The following is an 18,665-nucleotide window of genomic DNA, read 5'->3' on the forward strand; positions in this document are numbered from 1 at the left end:
GCGGGCGCGGAAATCTCGGCATATGGTTAACGTCCGTTAAATATCCCTAAATTATTGGTTTTTAAGCCGGCTCTCGGATTCAAAATTGTTAACAACGGGTTAACGAGCCGGAAATCTCAAGCCTTCATTAATTGTGTGACGAGCCCAGATGTGTCACTACGATACTGGTGGAGCGGGTTTATGGTACGCGCCTTTGCCGAGTGAGTGGATAATGGTAGTGTTTTGATACCTTCCGTTTGAAAAAGCGGCTATCTACTCTGAAATGACATGCTTATCCGTCCGCGGTTGGGATGGAGGGCATAACGGCAAAGTTGTTCCGGGATAAGGCGGAAGCCTGGGCAGCGCTGGCGGACCGGCCGACAGTAACGAGGCGTAACCGAATGGCGAATAACAAATACAATGAGTCGATAGAGGACAAGGCGTTCAAGGCATTGGACGAGGCGCTCCAGATCGATTTCGGCAAGGATAATGTGCCGTCTCGCCGCGGCGACGCGCCTGAGGCGCCGGAGGGGAATGTGTCTGATCCATCGAATGCGCGTAATCAGCAAGCCCAGGAAGAAATGCAGCGCCGCAACCGCCGCAGCGCCAATGGCGAGCAGGCTTCCAGGGCTCCGGCCTTTGCGCCCGCCAATGATGCCAGCCGCAATACGCCCGCCTCGATCCTGAAATCCTTCGACGGCGCCTCCAGCCGCTCGGCAATGCGCACCGCCACCCTGTTTTCCGTGCTCTGGGTGATGGCGGGCCTCGGCCTGATGTCGCTGCTTTACGCGCCGCAGATCTGGCAGATCCGTTCGATTGCCGACCTCGTCGCCCTGCCCGGTGTCATTGCCGGCCTGGTCGGCATCATCATTCCGGTGATGATGTTCTATGCGTTTGCGGTCATGATCTCCCGCGCCCAGGATATGCGCAACGCCGCCCGTTCCATGGCAGAGGTGGCATTGCGCCTGGCGGAGCCGGAAACCATCGCCTCCGAACGCATCATGACCGTTGGCCAGGCGGTGCGCCGCGAGGTCTCGGCCATGAATGAAGGCATCGAGCGCACCATTGCGCGTGCTACCGAGCTGGAAACGCTGGTCCATTCCGAAGTCAACGCGCTGGAACGCTCCTATGCGGACAACGAATTGCGCGTGCGCGGCCTTGTCCATGAACTCGGCTCCGAACGCGAGGCGATCGTCAACCATGCCGACCGCATCCGCACCTCGATCGGCAGCGTCCACGATCAATTGAAGGAAGAATTGTCGCTGGCGACCGAAGAGATCGCCGTGCGTCTCGCGACGTCGGGCGAAGCCTTCGCCTCGCTGATCGACACGCGCGCAGCGACGATCCTGGAAAAATCGGACAGCGCTTTGCAGTCGATGGGCAGCCTGCTTGCCGCCAAGACCGACAGCCTGCTCCAGACGCTCAACGCGTCCGGCTTTGCGCTGGCCACCGAATTCGACAACCGCCTCGAAGCGCTCACCGTCAATCTCAACGAGCATGGCGAAAAACTGCTCAGCCAGTTCGAGACGCGCGCCTCGACCATGGACAGCAGCACCGAGAAGCTCAACGCAGCACTGAACGAGCGCACGCATCAGCTCAACGAAATCCTGATCGCCCGCACCCGCGAGATCAACGAAAGCCTGATATCAGGCGAACGCACCATCGGCGGTACGCTCGACGACGTCTTGTCGAAACTGAACAGCGCGCTTGACGAAAAGGGCGCAAGCTTCCGCCAGAGCCTGCAGAGCACCGCCGACGACGCCGTCATGGATCTCGACCTTCGCTCCGGCTTCTTCGAGGAGCGGCTGCAGACGACCGTCGCTCAGCTTTCGACCGCCTTCGATGAGCGCGTCGCCGAATTCACCAGCGCTTTCGACAAACGCACCGGCTCGCTCGACACGAAGCTGATGGAAAGCCTTGCCCGCATCAACGAGACGCTGACCGGCGGCTCGGATTCGATCGATGGCATCCTTAATTCCGGCATCGACCGCATCGGCTCCTCGATGACGGATCACTCGCTGGCGCTCGCCACCGCCCTCGCCACCAGCCACGAAGTGCTGGAAAACACGCTCGGCACTCGCAGCGAGGAAATCACCACCGCGCTGACCAGCCGCACCGGCGAGCTGACCTCGGCGCTGCAGAACGCGACGTCCAACATCTCGCTAGCGCTTGCATCAGGCACTTCCGACCTGCAGAACAATCTCCAGGCTCGCTCAGCCGAGTTCCGCGACACGCTGCGCGCCACCACCACCGAGCTGACCGCCGCCGTCGCCGCCGGCACGCAAGAGGTGACCACCGCCTTCGGCGGCCGCGCCGAGGCGTTGAGCGGCGTGCTCACGGCACGCACTGCCGAAATCAGCGAGGCGCTCGGCGCTGCGCATGGACGCATCGACAGCGTCATGGCAGAGCGCGGCGGCGCGCTCGTGGATGCGCTGACCAGCCATCACGGTCGTTTCGAGGAAGCGCTGTCCACTCGCTCCGACGCGATCATCAACGCTGTCGCGGGCACCCACGACCGTCTCGCCGAAACGCTCGACGAGAAGGCCATGGCGCTTGCCATTTCGTTGAACGAGAGCCAGGCCCGGATCGAAGATACGCTCGAAACCCGTTCCGCCACCCTGCTGAACGCGGTTTCCGGCACGCATGACCGACTGTCGGAGACGCTCGACGAGAAGGCAATGGCGCTCGCCATCTCCTTGAACGAAAGCCAGAGCCGCCTCAAGGACACGCTCGAAACCCGCTCCGCAGCCTTCCTCAATGCCGTGTCCAGCACGCATGAGCGGCTGTCGGAAACACTTGATACGAAGGCAGCTGCGCTGACGACGTCCCTCGACGAGAGGCACGCGCGCATCGAGGATGCGCTCGGGACACGCGCGGAAGCCCTGCTCAGCACCATAGCCGGCACGCGTGACCGCCTTGCCGAAACGCTTGATGAAAAGGCTATGACGCTTGCCATTTCCTTGAACGAAGGCCAGGCCCGTATCGAGGACACGCTGGAAACCCGCTCCGCAGCCCTGCTGAACGCTGTCTCCGGCACCCACGACCGCTTCGCCGAGGCGCTAGACGGTAGGGCGTCGGCTATTGCCGCCTCGCTGAGCGAGACCCAGGCGCGTATCGAGAATACGCTCGAAACCCGCTCCGCCGCCCTGATGGATGCGGTTTCCGGCACGCATGACCGCCTCGCCGAAACCTTGGACGAAAAAGCGATGGCGCTTGCCATCTCGCTCAACGAGAGCCAGGCTCGCATCGAGGATACGCTGGAAAGCCGCTCCACGGCCTTGCTGAATTCCGTTTCCGGCACCTACGACCGTTTCTCCGAAACAATCGACGAGAAGGCGATGACGCTTGCCATCTCGCTCAGCGAGAGCCAGGCACGGCTCGAAGACACATTGGAAACCCGGTCCGAGACCTTCCTCAAGGCCGTGTCTGGCACGCCGGAGCGTATCGCCGAAATGCTCGACCAGAATACATCGGCGCTCACCGCTTCCTTGAACGAGGGCCAGCGGCGACTGCAGGACACGCTGGAGACGCGCTCGGAATCCTTCCTCAATGCGGTTTCCGCCACCCATGACCGGCTGTCCGAGACACTTGACGATCGGGCGATGGCGCTGGCCATCTCGCTGAACGAGAGCCAGAGCCGCCTCGAGGAGACGCTGACATCGGGTGCCGATGCGATCACCAACGCGGTCTCCGGCACGCATGAACGCCTGAACGGCGTGCTCGACCAAAAGGCCACCGCGCTGGCCGCCTCATTGAACGAAGGCCAGGTCCGCATCGAGGAAGCCCTGGGACACCGAACCGCGGCGATCATCGGCGCCGTGACGGCAAGCCACGACCGGCTCACCGATACGCTCGACGAAAAGACCATGGCGCTCGCCATTTCGCTCGACGACAATCAGAGCCGCTTCGACAGCGCGCTCGAAGCCCGCAGCAATTCCATCATGGAAGCCGTCGCCAGTGCCGAGGCGCGCGTCGCCGGCGCCTTTGCCGACAAGACCGATGCGATCCATAACGCTTATGCCGACAATCAGCAGCGGCTCGAAAATGCGCTTTCCCAGCACAGTGCGACCCTCTCGGGCGTTCTCGATGCCGGCGGCGCCCGCTTCGAGGATATCGTCGGCGGCTTGACCGGCCGCATCGAAGGCCGCCTGAGCGATGCCCATGCGCGGCTCGGAGGTCTTGCCGAGGAGGCCGCGGCGCGCATCGAGAGCGGACTGGATTCTGCCCATGAGCGCATCCGCACGACGCTGGAGGATCGCGCCAACGCCATCGACCTGTCGCTGAACCAGGCCCATACGTTGATCAGCGATACGCTGACCGAACAGGCGACCAGCATCGGCACATCGGTGGCGACGACCGTGAGCATGCTCGAGATGTCGCTGGAGCAGCGTGAAGCCTCGATCCGTCAGGCGATCGATGCCGGCGCTCAGACATTGGAAGATCGCATGCATGCCGGCGCCGGCCAGATCGCCGGCCGCTTCCAGGAGGCGGCAAACACAATTTCGAACTCCGCCCAGAACCTTTCCACCCATCTCGACCAGTCGGTTGCAAACCTTGCGGGCAGTCTTGAAGAAACCGGTTCTCGCATGGAAGCCGGCCTGACGGCGATCGAGAGCCGCATCCGTGACGGCGTCGGCGGCGTTGCCGACAAGGTTGAAGCTGCCAGCAGCCAGCTGTCCGGCGTGCTTGCCGACGGCATATCCCGTCTCGGCGCGCTTGGTGACGACACCACCCGCCGCATCTCGGCGACGCTCGAAGGCAGCGCCGCAAATCTCACCCAGGCGATCGACAGCCGCACCGCGAATCTGGCCGACACCCTGGACAGCCGCACGACGACGCTGGCGGGCGCCATTGAGGGCCGCACGGCAAGTCTCGGCGAAACTCTCGACCGCGGCAACGAGCGCATCGAGGAACGCCTCTCGACGATGGATCGCGCTTTGACTGTCGGCCTCGAAGCCGTCAACCGCACCATCGAGGGCAAGGCCGCCGGCCTCGCTTCGACGCTACGCAGCGCCGTGGCAGAAGCCGCCCAGGGAATGGAAGGCGAAGCGACGAGAACCACCGAATTGCTCGGCAAGACCGGCCAGCAATTCGCCGAGGAACTCAATGCAAAAAGCGACGAATTCACCCGCACCATGGATGAACGTTCGTCGCAGATCGTCACCCGCGTCGCCGAAGCCCAGAACCGCCTGGCAACCCAGGCCGCTGCCGTCGCCCAGACTTTCTCGGAAGCCGGCAATGCCATTGTCAACAAAGTCGCCGAGGCCGAGACCATCGTCGGCACGCAGGTCAATGCCATTTCCAAGGCGCTGTCGGATGCCGGCCAGTCTCTCGAAGCGCGCGGCAATGCCATCCGCACGACGCTGTCGGGGGCCGGCAGCGAGATTTCCGCCACCATGGCGGATGTCGACCGGGCGCTCGAAGCCCGCAGTAGCGCCATCCGCACAAATCTCGAGGAGCGCAGCCGCGAGATCGATACCACCCTCTCCGACATCGACCGGGCGCTCGAAGCGCGCGGCAACTCGATCCGCTCGACGCTCGAGGAACGCACCCGCGATCTCAACTCGATGCTATCGGGCCGCTCTGTCGAATTGACCCGTATCCTCGACGAAACGGCCCGCCCGATCATCGATCGCTACACCGATGCCGGTGAGCAGGCCGCCGCCCGCATCACCGCCGCCGCCAACCTGAGTGCCGACCGTCTGCGCGCCGAAAACGAAGCGCTCGCCAGCGCCGTTGCCGCCCGCACCGAGAATGTTGCCAACGCCGTCAGCGCCATCGAGAGCAGCCTGGTCGGCAATGTCAACGGTCTGGTCCAGCGCATGTCGGAAAGCAGCGCGGCGATGGCCATGATGATGAACCGCGCCGCCGAGCAGTTGACGAGCGTCGACGGACGTCTCGGCGAAACCACGACGCGCTTTGCCGACTCCGCCACCAAGGCCGCCGAAATGGTCAATGCCTCGACCCGGCTTCTCGAAGGCAAGGTCGACCGCCTCTCCGACATATCAGGCCAGACATTGGCCCAGGTCGGCGGCATCATCGGCCGCTTCGACGAACATTCCAAGGTTCTGACCCAGGCCTCACAGCTTCTGGGTGCCGCCCAGTCCAACCTTGCCTCGACGCTCGAGGAGCGTGAAGGCGCGCTGCAGGCGCTCTCCGTCAGCCTGGTCCAGCGCTCCGACGAGATCGAAAAGACCATGCAGGGCCTCGGCGGCATGATCGAGACCGTGTTCGAGCGGGCCGAGCAGCGCTCCAACCAGGTCACCGGCAATCTGCGCCAGGGCGTCCAGTCCTCCTTCGCCGATATCGGCCGCATTCTCACCGAAACCGAGAAGCGCGCCCAGGAGGCGGCCGAGACGATGCGCCAGGCGATCACCCGCGCGGGCGAGGAAGCCAACACGACCATCGACGGCACTTTCGCCAATGTCGAGCGCCGTTCCGGCGACCTCTCCAATCGTATTCGCGGCGGCCTCACCGCCTCGTTGTCGGAAGTCGAGCGCATGCTCGGCGAGGCCGGCCGCGCCTCCGACGGTGCCGCTCAGCACATGCGCGAATCGCTGCGCGAGGCGATCGAGGATGCCGTTGGACGCTTCTCCGGCGCCACCGAGGATATTCGCCGCTCCGCCGCTGACATTCGCAGCGAGCTCGACGCCACCCGCGCCGAACTGAAGCGCGGCGCCTTCGACTTGCCCGAGGAAGCCAAGGAAAGCGCCTCGGCCATGCGCCGCGCCGTCGCCGAGCAGATCAAGGCGCTTCAGGATATCTCCCAGCTCGTCGGCCGCTCCAGCCAGCAGCTCGAGATTTCCCAGCCCGTCGCCCGCTCGCTTGCCCAGGCACAGCCGGCGCCGCGCCCCACCCAGCCGGCCGCTCAACCGCCGCAGCCCGCGGCACCGCCGCCGATCGAAGCGACGGGGCTGCGCGGATCGATCGCGCCCTCCGCTCCGGCTGTCGCCGCTCAGCGCGCCGCCCCGCAGCCGGCCCCCGCTCGCCAGGAAGCAGCCCGTCAGGAACCGACCCGGGAAGGCGGCGGCTGGATCAGCGATCTTCTGCGCGGCGCTTCGCGTGACGAGGCCGCGGACGAGGCGCCTGCCCGGACTCCGGCTCGCCCGGCGGAATCCGCCGCACCGGCGGCGCGCAGCAACGACAGCCGCAATCCGCGCCACGTCGTAGAATCGCTGAACTCGCTCTCCGTCGATATCGCCCGCGCCATCGACCACGATGCCTCGGTTGATCTCTGGCGCCGCTACCAGCGCGGCGAGCGTGACGTCTTCACCCGTCGTCTCTACACGCTGAAGGGCCAGCAGACCTTTGACGAGATCAAGCGCAAATACGACCGCGAGCCGGAATTCCGCACCGCCGTCGACCGCTATATCGGTGATTTCGAAAAGCTGCTCGCCGATGTCGCCCGCACCGACCCGAACCAGACTGTCACCCAGTCCTACCTGACCTCGGATACGGGCAAGGTCTACACTATGCTCGCCCATGCAGCCGGCAGGCTCCGCTAAGCCTGTTCGATAGCAGTGATCAAAAGCCGCCTGAACGTCTCAGGCGGCTTCACTTATGCGGCCGATATTATCTGCTTCTCAGCCATGGAACCGCGAACCAAATGACCAAGGCCCTGCTGATCATCGATGTGCAGAATGCAATTCTCTCCGGCAAGGCCAAGCCGGAGCGGCAGTCTCTCGTCGATTCAGCACTGGATCAAACCGTCGCTCGCCTCGCATCGCTCCAGGAGCAGGCGAGACAGGCAGGCGCGCCGGTCGTGCTGGTCCAACATGACGGCGACAGCCGTCATCGGTTGGCGGTCGGCACGGTGGGATGGGCACTGCGCCGGGAGATCGCGCCGCGGGAAGGCGAGGTCGTCGTCCGTAAGCAAAGCGCCGACTCCTTCTTCGAGACCGATCTCGCCGAACGCCTGAACGAACGGGCGGTCACCCATCTCGTCATCGGCGGCTGCATGTCGCAATTCTGCGTCGACACGACCGTCAGGCGCGCCGTTTCGCTCGGCTATGATGTGACGCTGGTTGCGGACGGCCATACCACAGGCGATACTGCGACCCTCACCTTCTCCGAGATTGTCGCCCACCACAACGAAACGCTCGACGGGTTCGACGCGGGCAAGGCGGCGGTGGAAATCCGCCCCGCGGCCGACATCGCCTTTTCATAAAGCACCGTAGCAACAGCCGATATCATATCGGAAGCAGGCGCTCGGTCCTCAGCTTGACGATCAGCGCCTCGACGATCTCCGGCACATCCCTCGCAGCCGTATCGACAATGATCGGCGTCTGCCCCCAGTCGTCATATATTCGCCCGACGACTTCTTGCCACGTCGGTTTGACCAGACCTTCCACATCCGTTTTCCGTGTCTCGACCCGGCGGCGATGTTCGGTTTTGTCGGAACAGATCACCTCGACCTCGGCCGCGATCACGCCGGAGCGCTGAGCGACCGCCAGCCATGCCTCGCGGGTTATCATCAGCGGGTTGACCGAATCTGCGATCACGACCCTGCCGAGCGCTAGATTGTCCGCGGCAATGCCGTAGGCCACGACATAACCTGCCGCGCCGATGTCCGTGGAAGGATCAACCCACGTTCTGATTGCCTGCTCGATCGTATCGACCCTCACATATACGGCTCCGAGCCGTCTCGCGAGGGCGCGCGAAATAGTCGTCTTTCCACTACCCGGCAAGCCGCCGAAGATCACCAGCATCGTCTCTCGCCCGTTTGCGAATGCGCAGCGAAGCCGGACTGACAAGTCCAGCGTCGTCCATCACTTCTTTGTAGAGGAGATGTTTCGCAAAGCAAGCGTAAGTAGTATTTCAACGCGAACCGGCACCATTGCTGCCCTGCCCTGTCCTATCGATCGGCTGCCATGCCTCAATTGTAAACGCACCGATCGAGACCGACGGCCATTTCCAGCACGAGGAAGACGGGACAAAAGGAGTCAGCAGTGGATAGGGCCTTTTAATTGCCGCCTGTCCTTCATTTTGTCACAAACTTTATAGATCCGCTTGCGTTTAGCCAACAGCCCACCGACGCCCAACGACAGAGACAGTAACATCGATGAGCAAGACGACATCCCGGCTTCTTGCCTCCGCGCTCCCATTCGCCTTACTGGTGGGTGCTTTCATTCCGGCCGAGGCCGGCCAGGCAAGCTTCGTCCTCGATGTACAGTCCGGCCAGGTGCTCGAAGCCTCCAATCAGGACGATCTCAACTATCCGGCGTCGCTGACCAAGATGATGACGCTCTATCTCGCTTTCGAGGCATTGCACGACGGACGCCTCACCTGGGATCAGAAGCTCACCATGTCGGAAAATGCCGAGAGCAAGGAGCCCTTCAAGCTTGCCGTCGGCGCCGGTCGCAAGGTAACCCTGCGTGAAGCGGTCGAAAGCATCGTGGTCTTGTCTGCCAACGACTCTGCCGTGGCGATCGCCGAACAGCTCGGCGGCTCCGAACAGGCTTTCGCCAGAACGATGACCGACAAGGCGCGCCAGCTTGGTATGAAGGACACGGTCTTCAAAAATCCCTCGGGCCTTCCCGATCCGGAGCAGGTCACAACGGCGCGTGACATGGCGACCCTCGGCGTCTCGTTGATGCGGGACTTCCCCGAGGAGTTCAAACTCTTTTCCATGCGCGGCTTCCAGTTCCGCGGCATGAAACTGCGCGGCCACAACAACCTGATGTATCGCTATGACGGCGTCGACGGCATCAAGACCGGCTATACCGACGCATCCGGCTATAATGTCGTGACGTCAGCGCTGAAGGGTGGCCGCCGCGTGGTTGGCGTCGTCATGGGTGAAAAGACTGCTGGCCTGCGTGACGACAAGATGGCCGGACTACTGGACAGCACCCTGTCATCGACCGCTACGGCGTACACCACACCGGGCAGCCAGCCCGGAGCGACGATGACGGATTCGCAACCGACGAAATAGGCCGCTATCTATTTGAACGCCACTTCCAGGTGTTGCCGGTCTTGCGCAATTACCCTGCAATTCGTTTCGAAGCCTTCTCCTTTAATGGCAAGAACGAATTCAGCAGGAATGCCCGATGTATTGGAAACCGAGATACCGGCGCTCTCCGAGCCGATGGACTTGACGGTGCAGTCGATGGTCGAGCGCCGATCGTTGAACAGGATCGAACCTGCCTTCAGCACCCGCCGGCGAGCGCCGATCGCGTGATCGGCGTGAATGGAGCTCCAAGATACGCAGCGATTCCGGCCGCCGTGTTTGGCCTGATACATGGCGGCATCCGCCTGCCCCAGCAAGGTCTCGATGTCCTTGCTGACGATAGAGAGCGCTGAGCTGCCCAGACTCGCCGTGACGTGCAGGACACCATAATCGCTGCGGAAGGGCTGCGAGGCGATAGCGGCTCTGATCTTTTCGGCGACGGCGACTGCACCCTCACGGTCGACATGCGGCAGCACGACGGCGAATTCCTCCCCGCCGATCCGTCCGAACAAATCACCGGCGCGAAGGGTCGCCTTGCAAGCGGATGCCACCGCCTTGAGGACTGCGTCTCCGGCGGCATGCCCATGCCTGTCGTTCACCTGCTTGAAATGGTCGATGTCGAAGACGATACATGACAGGTCGTGCTGGTGCCGCAGGGCGAGCGAGATAAGCTGATCGGCCTCCTGCTTGAAGGCGCGCCGGGTCATCGCCTCGGTCAGGCTGTCGGTAGCGGCCGACTGCATCAGATCAATGCGGTCCATCGCCGCCCCCGCGAGTTCCAGGAGAATGCTAAGGTCTCTGCTGCCGAACGATCGTGGCTGGCGGTCGATCGCGCAAACTGTTCCGATCATATGCCCGGCCTTGGTTCTGAGCGGCACACCGGCATAAAACCGGATATGATCCTCGCCGGTCACCGCGGAATGCTTTAAAAATCGTGCGTCCTTGGTGGCATCCTGCACGATGACAGGTTCGTCACAGTCGACCACGCAGCGGCAGAACGTATCTTCCAGCGACACCTCGTCGGCCGCGAGGCCGGAACAGGCCTTGTACCACTGCCGGTGCCCGTCGATCAGGGATATGATGCCGATGTCGATGGAAAAGATCTGCTTTATCAGACGGACGATCCGCTCGAAGCCTTCGTCCCTCGGCGTATCGAGGAGATCGAGTTGCTGCAGCGCAGCCAAACGGTCGTTTTCGCGCTGGATCGCCTCCGGCGACGACTTCCCGAACACTCGTGCAACCACCATGCAGCGTGCCTCCTGATAGCGTTAACATGATGGGTTCCACAAATTCGTGAAAAATTTGAATACGGCGGCGGCCCCAACCACAGGGGACGAGATTTTTTCAGAATTAGCAACTCTTGATGTGGAGGCAGCGATTGCCAAACGCCATCTCAGATTGAGCGCAGCGTCCAGTTGACGATCTCCGATACAACAGCGGCGAAGGCACGGTCGAGCCCCTTGACGAAAGCGACATTGTCGCCGCCGGCCGGCGCCATGGCGCGGAACACCTTCTGGGCGCGCACGGTGCCGTTGCGGTCGTTGAGAATCTTGGCGGAGATTTCGACCACCGCCTGATTGCCGTTCGAAGCATCGATCTCGAACGAGCGGATGTCGGTGACGATCTGGTAGTCGATCGCCAGCCCCTGCCCCGGCATGCCAACGCCGCCGACCTTGCCGGAATTCTCGAAGGCTTCCACCAGTTTCGATTGCACGATGCGCGGCAGCCTGTCGCCCCACTGCGCCCGCGAAAGATATTGAATTTCCGAAGGCGAAACGCGGATGACGATCTGCTCGCTGTCCAGCGCCTTCAGCGCCGTCGGACCGGCAATCAGGATTTGGCGGGTTTTGGCTGCGGGTCCGTCGCCGTCGACGGCGCCCGCCAGGTCATAGGTGTCGTTCTTGGCCGCGGTGCCGCACCCGGAAAGGATCAGCGCAGTCAGCGGCAGCGCGATCACCGTTCCCCTGATCCATGAACGGCGCGACAACAGATGCGATGCGACCATATTAGGCTATCCCTGACTTACCCTATTAGCGCCGCGTCCGGCCGTCATACTGCTTGACCGTGTCCCCACCGAAGATCAGGCGTTGCGGATTGCGGTCAAAGTTGGTGATCGTCTCGTTCAGATTGTTCACTGTTCCGCGCATGTCGTTGACGAGAGTCTGCACGTCGCGCAAGCCGCCGCTCGAGAACTTCTGCAGATTGTCGGCGATCGGCCCGATTCGCGCATTCAGATTGTCTGCGACTTTCTTGAAGGATTCCAGCGTTTCCCGCGCTTGCGCGAACATCGATTGTGTATTGTCGGTCCCGAGCAGCGCATCGACCTTGATGAGAATGCCGTCGATGCGGGTCGAGGCTGAATTCAGCTTGTTGGCAAGCTGCGATACGTCCTGGATCGTCTGGTCGATATCTTTCTGGCGTCCCGAAACCGTGTTGGCGACATCGCGGATCGAAGCGATAGCGGCGCGCGCATCCTTGGTCGCCTGCGAGATATCGTCGACCGACCCCTTGAGCTTGGCCGGATCGATCTGGGCGACGAGTGTATCGACGCGGTCGAGTGTGGCCTGCGCCTGCTTGCCGAAATCGTTGAATGTGGTGGCCGTCTCGTCGAACTTCTGGATTGCGCCCCTGAGATCGCCTGAGGCATCGGCGACGTTGGCGGTGATCCTTTCGGCATTCGAGACGATACGGTCGATCTTCTGGGCGTCCACCGCCTTGACCAGCGATTCCACAGCTTGGAGAGTCGAATCGACCCGGCCCGAAACCGCCTTCACCGTATCGGAGAGCTCGCCGACGCTTTGCAGGAAGGCGTCGATATTGTCGGAATTCTTGGCAAGCGCGTCCGAGAATGTCTCCGCATTCTTGAAGGTCTGGGTCAGCGGAGCGCGCGAATCCTCGATGAAACCCTGGAGTTCGCCGACGGCGTCGTTGGCGCGGTCGAGGATCTTGTCGGCGGTGGCGAGAAGATTGGTGACGCTCGACTGGTCGGCGACGATGACGGCGCGTTTGTTATTGTCGATCGCATGTTGGAGGATGCTTTCCTCGCCCTTGCGACCGCCCGAGAGTTCGATATAGGCAGCCCCGGTCAGGCCCTGGATTTCAAGGGCGGCCTTGGTCGACGGGTAGATCGGCGCATCGGTGCGCACCTGGGTGAAAGCCAGCGAATATTGCGGATCGTCGGCATCGATCGACAATGTCTGCACCGAGCCGATCTGGATACCGTTGAAGCGCACCGGCGAGCCGACGCTGAGGCCGTTGGCCGAACCCGGAATCCGCACGATCAACTCGGTCATCGGGCCTCCGCGGCCATATTCGGCCATCCAGTAGACGAAGCCGAAGGCCGCCGCGATCACCAGCACCGTGAAAAAACCGACAATCGTGTAATTGGCTTTAGTTTCCATCTATCCGGTCACTTCCCGCCGCTGCCGTGCCGCGCGCCATTGTCCTGTGGCACGATCGACCGCGCCCGCTTACCTCTAAAATAGGCCTGCACCCATGGATCATCATAGGCCAGCATGTCGTCGATCGTGCCTTCCACCATTACCCGCTTCTTTCCGAGCACGGCAATACGGTCACAGACAGAAAACAGGCTGTCGAGATCGTGTGTTACCATATAAACGGTCAGTCCCAGACTATCCCGCAAATTGGCGATCAGTTCGTCGAACTCGGCCGCCCCGATCGGATCGAGACCTGACGTCGGTTCGTCCAGGAAGACGAGATCCGGATCGAGCGCCAGGGCGCGGGCAAGGGCGGCGCGCTTGATCATGCCGCCTGAAAGCTCGGACGGATATTTGTCGGCGGCATCGGCCGCCAGTCCCACCATGCGGATCTTCAGATGCGCCAGTTCGTCCATCAGTGAGCGCGGCAGGTCGAGATATTCGCGCATCGGCACCTGAATGTTTTCCTTGACCGTCAGCGACGAGAACAATGCACCTTGCTGGAACAGCACGCCGAGCCGCATGTCGAGCGCGTTGCGCTGCGGCTCGTCGAGTTCATCGAAGTCCTGACCGAGGATCTTGATCGTGCCCGAGCGGCGCGGCAGTAGCCTGAGCACCGTGCGCATCAGCACCGATTTGCCGGTGCCGGACGCGCCGACGAATCCAAGGATTTCGCCGCGATAGATATCGAGGTTCAGATTGTCGAGCACCACCTTCGAGCCAAACCCGACGGTGACGTTGCGCGCCGAAAGCACGACATCCCTGCCCTGTCCTTCGCTTTCGATCGCTTGCTCGTTCACGCGGTCCGCCATGCTAGAAGTTGATCGCTGCATAGAACATCGCAAAAAGCCCGTCCATCAGAATGACGACGAAAATCGCCTTCACGACAGAGGCCGTCACGTGCTGGCCGAGCGATTCGGCGCTGCCGCCGACCTTCAGCCCTTCGACGGCGGCGACGATACCGATGACGAGCGCCATGAACGGCGCCTTGATCATGCCGGACAGGACGGTCGACAGTGTCACCGCCTCGTGCAGGCGCGCCAGGAAGTTGGCGAAGGTGATGCCGGAATAGCCCCAGGCGACGGCCGCCGCACCGGCAAGCGAGGCGAAATTCGCCAAGACCGTCAGCAGCGGCAGCGCGATGGTCAGCGCCACCAGCCGCGGGAAGATCAGCACGCCGATCGGGTTCAGGCCCATCACCTTCAGCGCGTCGATCTCCTCGCGCATCTTCATCGAGCCGATTTCGGCGGTGATCGCGCTGCCGGAGCGGCCGGCGATCATGATCGAGGTCAGCAGCACGCCGATTTCGCGCAATTGCAGGATGCCGACGAGATCGACGACAAAGACTTCCGCGCCGAAATAGCGCAACTGGAAGGCGCCCTGCTGGGCGATGATCGCTCCGATCAGGAATGACATCAGCAGGATGATCGGAACGGCGCGAACGCCCATATGGTCGATCTGATTGACGATGGAGGCCGGCGAAACGCCGCTGCCGCGGCCGAATTTCATCTGCGCGCCGCGCACCGCCGAGCCCAGGATATACATGGCGGCGGCGAGATTGTCCCAGACGTCGTAGGTCATTTTGCCGATCGGCGCGAGGATGCGCGCAGCAAGGGAGATCTTCTCCCTCGGCTCCGGCTCCGGTTTGGCCGGCTCCTCGGAAAACATCGCCAGCATTTCGTCGATATGCGGATTGGTGCCTTCGAAGCGAACCGTCCGCCCGGCCGCCTCCGCTTCTTTTTTCAGCCGGCACAGCAACCAGATGCCCGCCGTATCGATATCGGTGATATCAGACAGATCGACCGTCAGGTCACCGGACTTCTGGTGCAGGAGCTTTTCGAAATCGCGCAGCACAAGATGCACATAGGCGCTGCGCCAGTTACCACTAAGACGCACACGCTGTCCCGAACCTGTGGACTGGTCGTCCACGGCAAGCGAGGCAGCGTTGCGATTATCGGCGTTCAAGATACTTGTGTCTTTCAAGGCTTACAGCGACAGTGCCGACTCGCGAAGCGGTTCGTCGCCCGGCGCGTCAATATACAGAAGCAACGTGCAATTTCCATGCTCGCAGGACAGCAATAATGCCGCGCATCCTTGATATCCAGATGAATTCCTTTCCGATTGCCGGGAGCTTTACCATCGCCCGCGGCGCAAAGACGCAGGCTGAGGTCATCACCTGCACGCTGACGGACGAAGGGGCTGAGGGGCATGGCGAATGTGTGCCCTATCGCCGCTACGGCGAAACGATGGAGAGCGTTCTTGCCCAGATCGAAGCCGCGCGTCCGCTGATCGAGGCAGGCATCTCGCGGCACGACCTGCTGTCGGCGATGCCGCCCGGCGCTGCGCGCAATGCCGTCGATTGCGCCCTCTGGGATCTGGAAGCCAAACAGATGAGCCAAAGCGTCGCGTCTCGACTGGGCATTGCCGATCCGAAACCGCTGACGACAGCCTATACCATCTCGCTCGGCGAACCGGAGGTGATGGCGGCCCAGGCGCGCGAACATGCCGGCCGCGCCCTGCTCAAGGTCAAGGTCGGCACCGGCGACGATGAAAGCCGCATCCGCGCCGTCCGCGCGGCCGCGCCCGAAGCCGCAATCATCCTCGATGCCAATGAAGGCTGGCCGGAAGCGGTGCTGGAACGTCACCTCAACATCGCCGCGGAGGCGGGTGTGACGCTCGTCGAGCAGCCGCTGCCGGCTGGCCGCGACGCCTTGCTTGCCGAGATCCGCCGCCCGCTGCTCGTCTGCGCCGACGAGAGCGTCCACCATACCGGCGATCTCGCCAGCCTTGCCGACCGCTATGACGCGATCAATATCAAGCTCGATAAGTCGGGCGGCCTCACCGAGGCCCTGGCGATGAAGACAGAGGCCGAGCGGCTCGGCTTCTCGATCATGATCGGCTGCATGGTCGGCACCTCGCTTGCCATGGCACCGGCGGTGCTGCTCGCCCAGAATGCCGATTTCGTCGATCTCGACGGTCCGCTGCTGCTCGCCCGCGACCGGCAGCCCGGCCTCCGTTACGCTGCCTCCCTGGTTTTTCCGCCCGAAAGCAGCCTCTGGGGCTGAAGGTAATAGGCTGCGATGACGATGCCGAGGCCACAGAGCGCGACCAGCGCCATGACGTAATAGCTGACGACGCCCAGCCAGGCATAGAGATAACCGGACGCCAGGGTCATCAGCGCCATCGCCATGCCGACATAGAAGAAATAGGCGCCTTGCGCCGATGATTCCTGCGTTTCCTGTACCGTCGCCACGATCCGCCGCTGCACGCCGGTATGTACGAAGGCATAGGTGAAGCCGTGGAAACATTGCAGCAGGAAGAAACCGGCAAAGCCCGTGTTCATGGGAAAGAGGATCCAGCGGCAGACGCTGACGGCGCAGCCGAAGCGGATCAGCGTCCAGGCATCGAAGCGCCGGTTAAGACGCTTCGAAAGAAAGAACACCGTCACCTCCGAGGCAACGCCGGCGCTCCAGAGCAGGCCTATTTCGGTGCCGGAAAAGCCGAGCTGATGCCAGTAGATCGACGAAAAAGTGTTGAGCACCCCATGGCTCGACTGCTGGATGGCCACGCCGATCAGAAGCAGCAGCAGATGCGGCTCGCGCAGGCCGCTGCCGGTGGCCGCCGGAATGTTTATCGGCTGGCCGCGCCGCCGCGTCGGCCCGATGCGCGGACAGAAGATCGCCATGACGATCGTCATGGTAAAGCCGAACACCATGACGATGAGCACCATCCCGCCGCCCCAGCGGCTGACCAACTGCCCCCCGACCAGCGTCGAGGCGATGAAGGCGATCGAACCCCATACGCGCATCGACCCGTAATCGAGCCCCCAGCGGCGCACGCCCGAGATGACGATCGATTCGACGACCGGCAGATACGGCGCGAAGGTGGCGCCCTGCAGCGCATAGACGATCGTCACCGGCCAGAAACTTGTCGTCCAGTAAAGCGCGATCGCCGTCAGCAGCGACAGGCCACCCGACCACAGCAGCACATCGGCGCGTTCCTTCAAGCGGTCGGCGATCATGGCGACGATGGGCGCCACCAGCACCCGGACCACCATCGGTATGGCAAGGATGATGCCGATCTCATGGTCGCTGAAACTGTGGGTCGCGAGCCAGACGGGGAAGAACGGCAGAACGATGCCGTTGACCAGCAACGGCGCACAATAGGAAAGCGCGCTGAGCAGCCGGAAGCGCGGCGGCGCTCCCTCACTCGTCGGGGAATGGTGAACGGGAATCATGGGGGGACCTGAAGGAAACTGACGTTGTCCTACCACGGCCACCCCGGATACGACTATTGCGAGAAATAGCCCTGCTGAAACGTTTTAGAAAATAAATAGGGCGTGTCGCCTGACGGAACCGGCTAAATTCCTGGAAAGTACCGGCGCGGGCGCGCCGGCACGAAATAATCAGCCGAAATCAGGCAGCCTGGGGTGCCAGCTCCGCCTCTTCGCGCTCGACCGCGGTCAGCGCCGGCACTGTGCTGGCGAGCGCCCGCCAGGTGATCAATTCAAACGTGCCGTCCTCGTGCTCGGCGACCGCCGTGCAGCTTTCGACCCAATCGCCGGTATTGATGTAGCGGATGCCGTCCATGTCCTGGATGATCGCGTGGTGGATGTGACCGCAGATCACCCCGTCGGCACCGCTCTTGCGCGCCTCTTCGGCGACGACGCGCTCGAATTCCCCGATGAAATTGACGGCATGCTTGACCTGCAGCTTGGCCCAGGCCGAGAAAGACCAGTAGGGCATACCGAGGCGGCGGCGCACGGCCGCCAGCAGGATGTTGATGCGGATCGCCGTATCGTAGGCCCAGTCGCCGAGATAGGCGAGCAGGCGGGCATTGCGAACGACGACGTCGAACTCGTCGCCATGCAGGATCAGGTATTTCTTGCCGTCGGCGCCGTCATGCATCATCCGCTCGACGACCTCGATGCCTCCGAAATGCATGCCCGGAAAATCGCGCAGGAACTCGTCGTGATTGCCGGGGATATAGACGACGCGCGTGCCCTTGCGTGCCTTGCGCAAGAGCTTCTGGACGACATCGTTGCAGACCTGCGGCCAATACCAGCTGCGCTTCAGGCGCCAGCCATCGACGATGTCGCCGACGAGCACGATCGTATCGGCTTCGTGGTAGCGCAGGAAGTCCAGGAGGAAATCAGCCTTCGCGGCCTTCGAGCCGAGATGCACATCGGAAATGAAGAGCGTGCGGAAATGTCTGGGTTCCATCATGTCTATCACGAGCTACGGCTCATGCCCCATCTTTCATATAGCCTTCCAAAACCAGACTCGTGTTTCAGGAAGATGACA

12 protein-coding genes are annotated in these 18,665 nt (G+C 62.4%); 4 read left to right on the top strand and 8 right to left on the bottom strand.

The features are described 5' to 3' along the window. Positions 1 to 380 precede the first annotated feature (380 nt). Positions 381 to 7,484, top strand: a complete 7,104-nt coding sequence (locus EFR00_RS05275) for an apolipoprotein A-IV repeat region-like domain-containing protein (protein WP_077989242.1) — start codon at positions 381 to 383, stop codon at positions 7,482 to 7,484. A gap of 101 nt (positions 7,485 to 7,585) precedes the next feature. Continuing rightward, positions 7,586 to 8,146: a cysteine hydrolase family protein gene (locus EFR00_RS05280; RefSeq protein WP_077989243.1), complete on the top strand. Its 561-nt coding sequence runs from the start codon at positions 7,586 to 7,588 to the stop codon at positions 8,144 to 8,146. 22 nt (positions 8,147 to 8,168) lie between these two features. Here the strand turns inward: EFR00_RS05280 and EFR00_RS05285 are convergent, their stop codons facing one another. Then, a complete protein-coding gene (locus EFR00_RS05285) occupies positions 8,169 to 8,687 on the bottom strand; it encodes a P-loop nucleotide/nucleoside kinase family protein (protein WP_077989244.1) in 519 nt (172 codons plus the stop codon). 353 nt (positions 8,688 to 9,040) lie between these two features. On the opposite strand from EFR00_RS05285, the gene EFR00_RS05290 reads away from it, so the two are divergent. Further along, positions 9,041 to 9,910 (top strand): D-alanyl-D-alanine carboxypeptidase family protein, encoded by an 870-nt coding sequence (locus EFR00_RS05290; RefSeq protein WP_077989245.1) that lies wholly within the window; start codon positions 9,041 to 9,043, stop codon positions 9,908 to 9,910. Positions 9,911 to 9,918: 8 nt separating this feature from the next. Here EFR00_RS05290 and EFR00_RS05295 read toward each other — a convergent pair whose 3' ends face one another. From EFR00_RS05295 to EFR00_RS05315, 5 genes are all read right to left on the bottom strand, one after another. Continuing rightward, positions 9,919 to 11,172: a sensor domain-containing diguanylate cyclase gene (locus EFR00_RS05295; protein WP_077989246.1), complete on the bottom strand. Its 1,254-nt coding sequence runs from the start codon at positions 11,170 to 11,172 to the stop codon at positions 9,919 to 9,921. A gap of 146 nt (positions 11,173 to 11,318) precedes the next feature. Continuing rightward, positions 11,319 to 11,930: an ABC-type transport auxiliary lipoprotein family protein gene (locus EFR00_RS05300; RefSeq protein ID WP_009992459.1), complete on the bottom strand. Its 612-nt coding sequence runs from the start codon at positions 11,928 to 11,930 to the stop codon at positions 11,319 to 11,321. Positions 11,931 to 11,955: 25 nt separating this feature from the next. Continuing rightward, positions 11,956 to 13,326: an MlaD family protein gene (locus EFR00_RS05305; RefSeq protein ID WP_077989247.1), complete on the bottom strand. Its 1,371-nt coding sequence runs from the start codon at positions 13,324 to 13,326 to the stop codon at positions 11,956 to 11,958. 8 nt (positions 13,327 to 13,334) lie between these two features. After that, the gene (locus EFR00_RS05310; protein WP_038689284.1) at positions 13,335 to 14,174 is read right to left on the bottom strand and encodes an ABC transporter ATP-binding protein; all 840 of its coding nucleotides are present in this window, start codon (positions 14,172 to 14,174) and stop codon (positions 13,335 to 13,337) included. Between the two features lies 1 nt (position 14,175). Next, on the bottom strand, positions 14,176 to 15,345 hold the full coding sequence (locus EFR00_RS05315) for an ABC transporter permease (RefSeq protein WP_183597634.1): 1,170 nt from the start codon (positions 15,343 to 15,345) through the stop codon (positions 14,176 to 14,178). Positions 15,346 to 15,443: 98 nt separating this feature from the next. Between EFR00_RS05315 and dgcA the strand changes: the two genes are divergently transcribed. Beyond that, complete coding sequence (gene dgcA / locus EFR00_RS05320; protein WP_077989249.1) at positions 15,444 to 16,427, top strand: N-acetyl-D-Glu racemase DgcA; 984 nt, start codon at positions 15,444 to 15,446, stop codon at positions 16,425 to 16,427. On the opposite strand, the gene EFR00_RS05325 is transcribed toward dgcA, so the two are convergent. Further along, on the bottom strand, positions 16,379 to 17,599 hold the full coding sequence (locus tag EFR00_RS05325; protein ID WP_009996814.1) for an MFS transporter: 1,221 nt from the start codon (positions 17,597 to 17,599) through the stop codon (positions 16,379 to 16,381). The genes dgcA and EFR00_RS05325 overlap by 49 nt on opposite strands. A gap of 178 nt (positions 17,600 to 17,777) precedes the next feature. Then, complete coding sequence (locus tag EFR00_RS05330) at positions 17,778 to 18,587, bottom strand: UDP-2,3-diacylglucosamine diphosphatase (RefSeq protein WP_009996812.1); 810 nt, start codon at positions 18,585 to 18,587, stop codon at positions 17,778 to 17,780. Between the last annotated feature and the right edge of the window lie 78 nt (positions 18,588 to 18,665).

Source organism: Rhizobium sophoriradicis, from assembly GCF_003939025.1.
GTDB lineage: Bacteria > Pseudomonadota > Alphaproteobacteria > Rhizobiales > Rhizobiaceae > Rhizobium > Rhizobium sophoriradicis.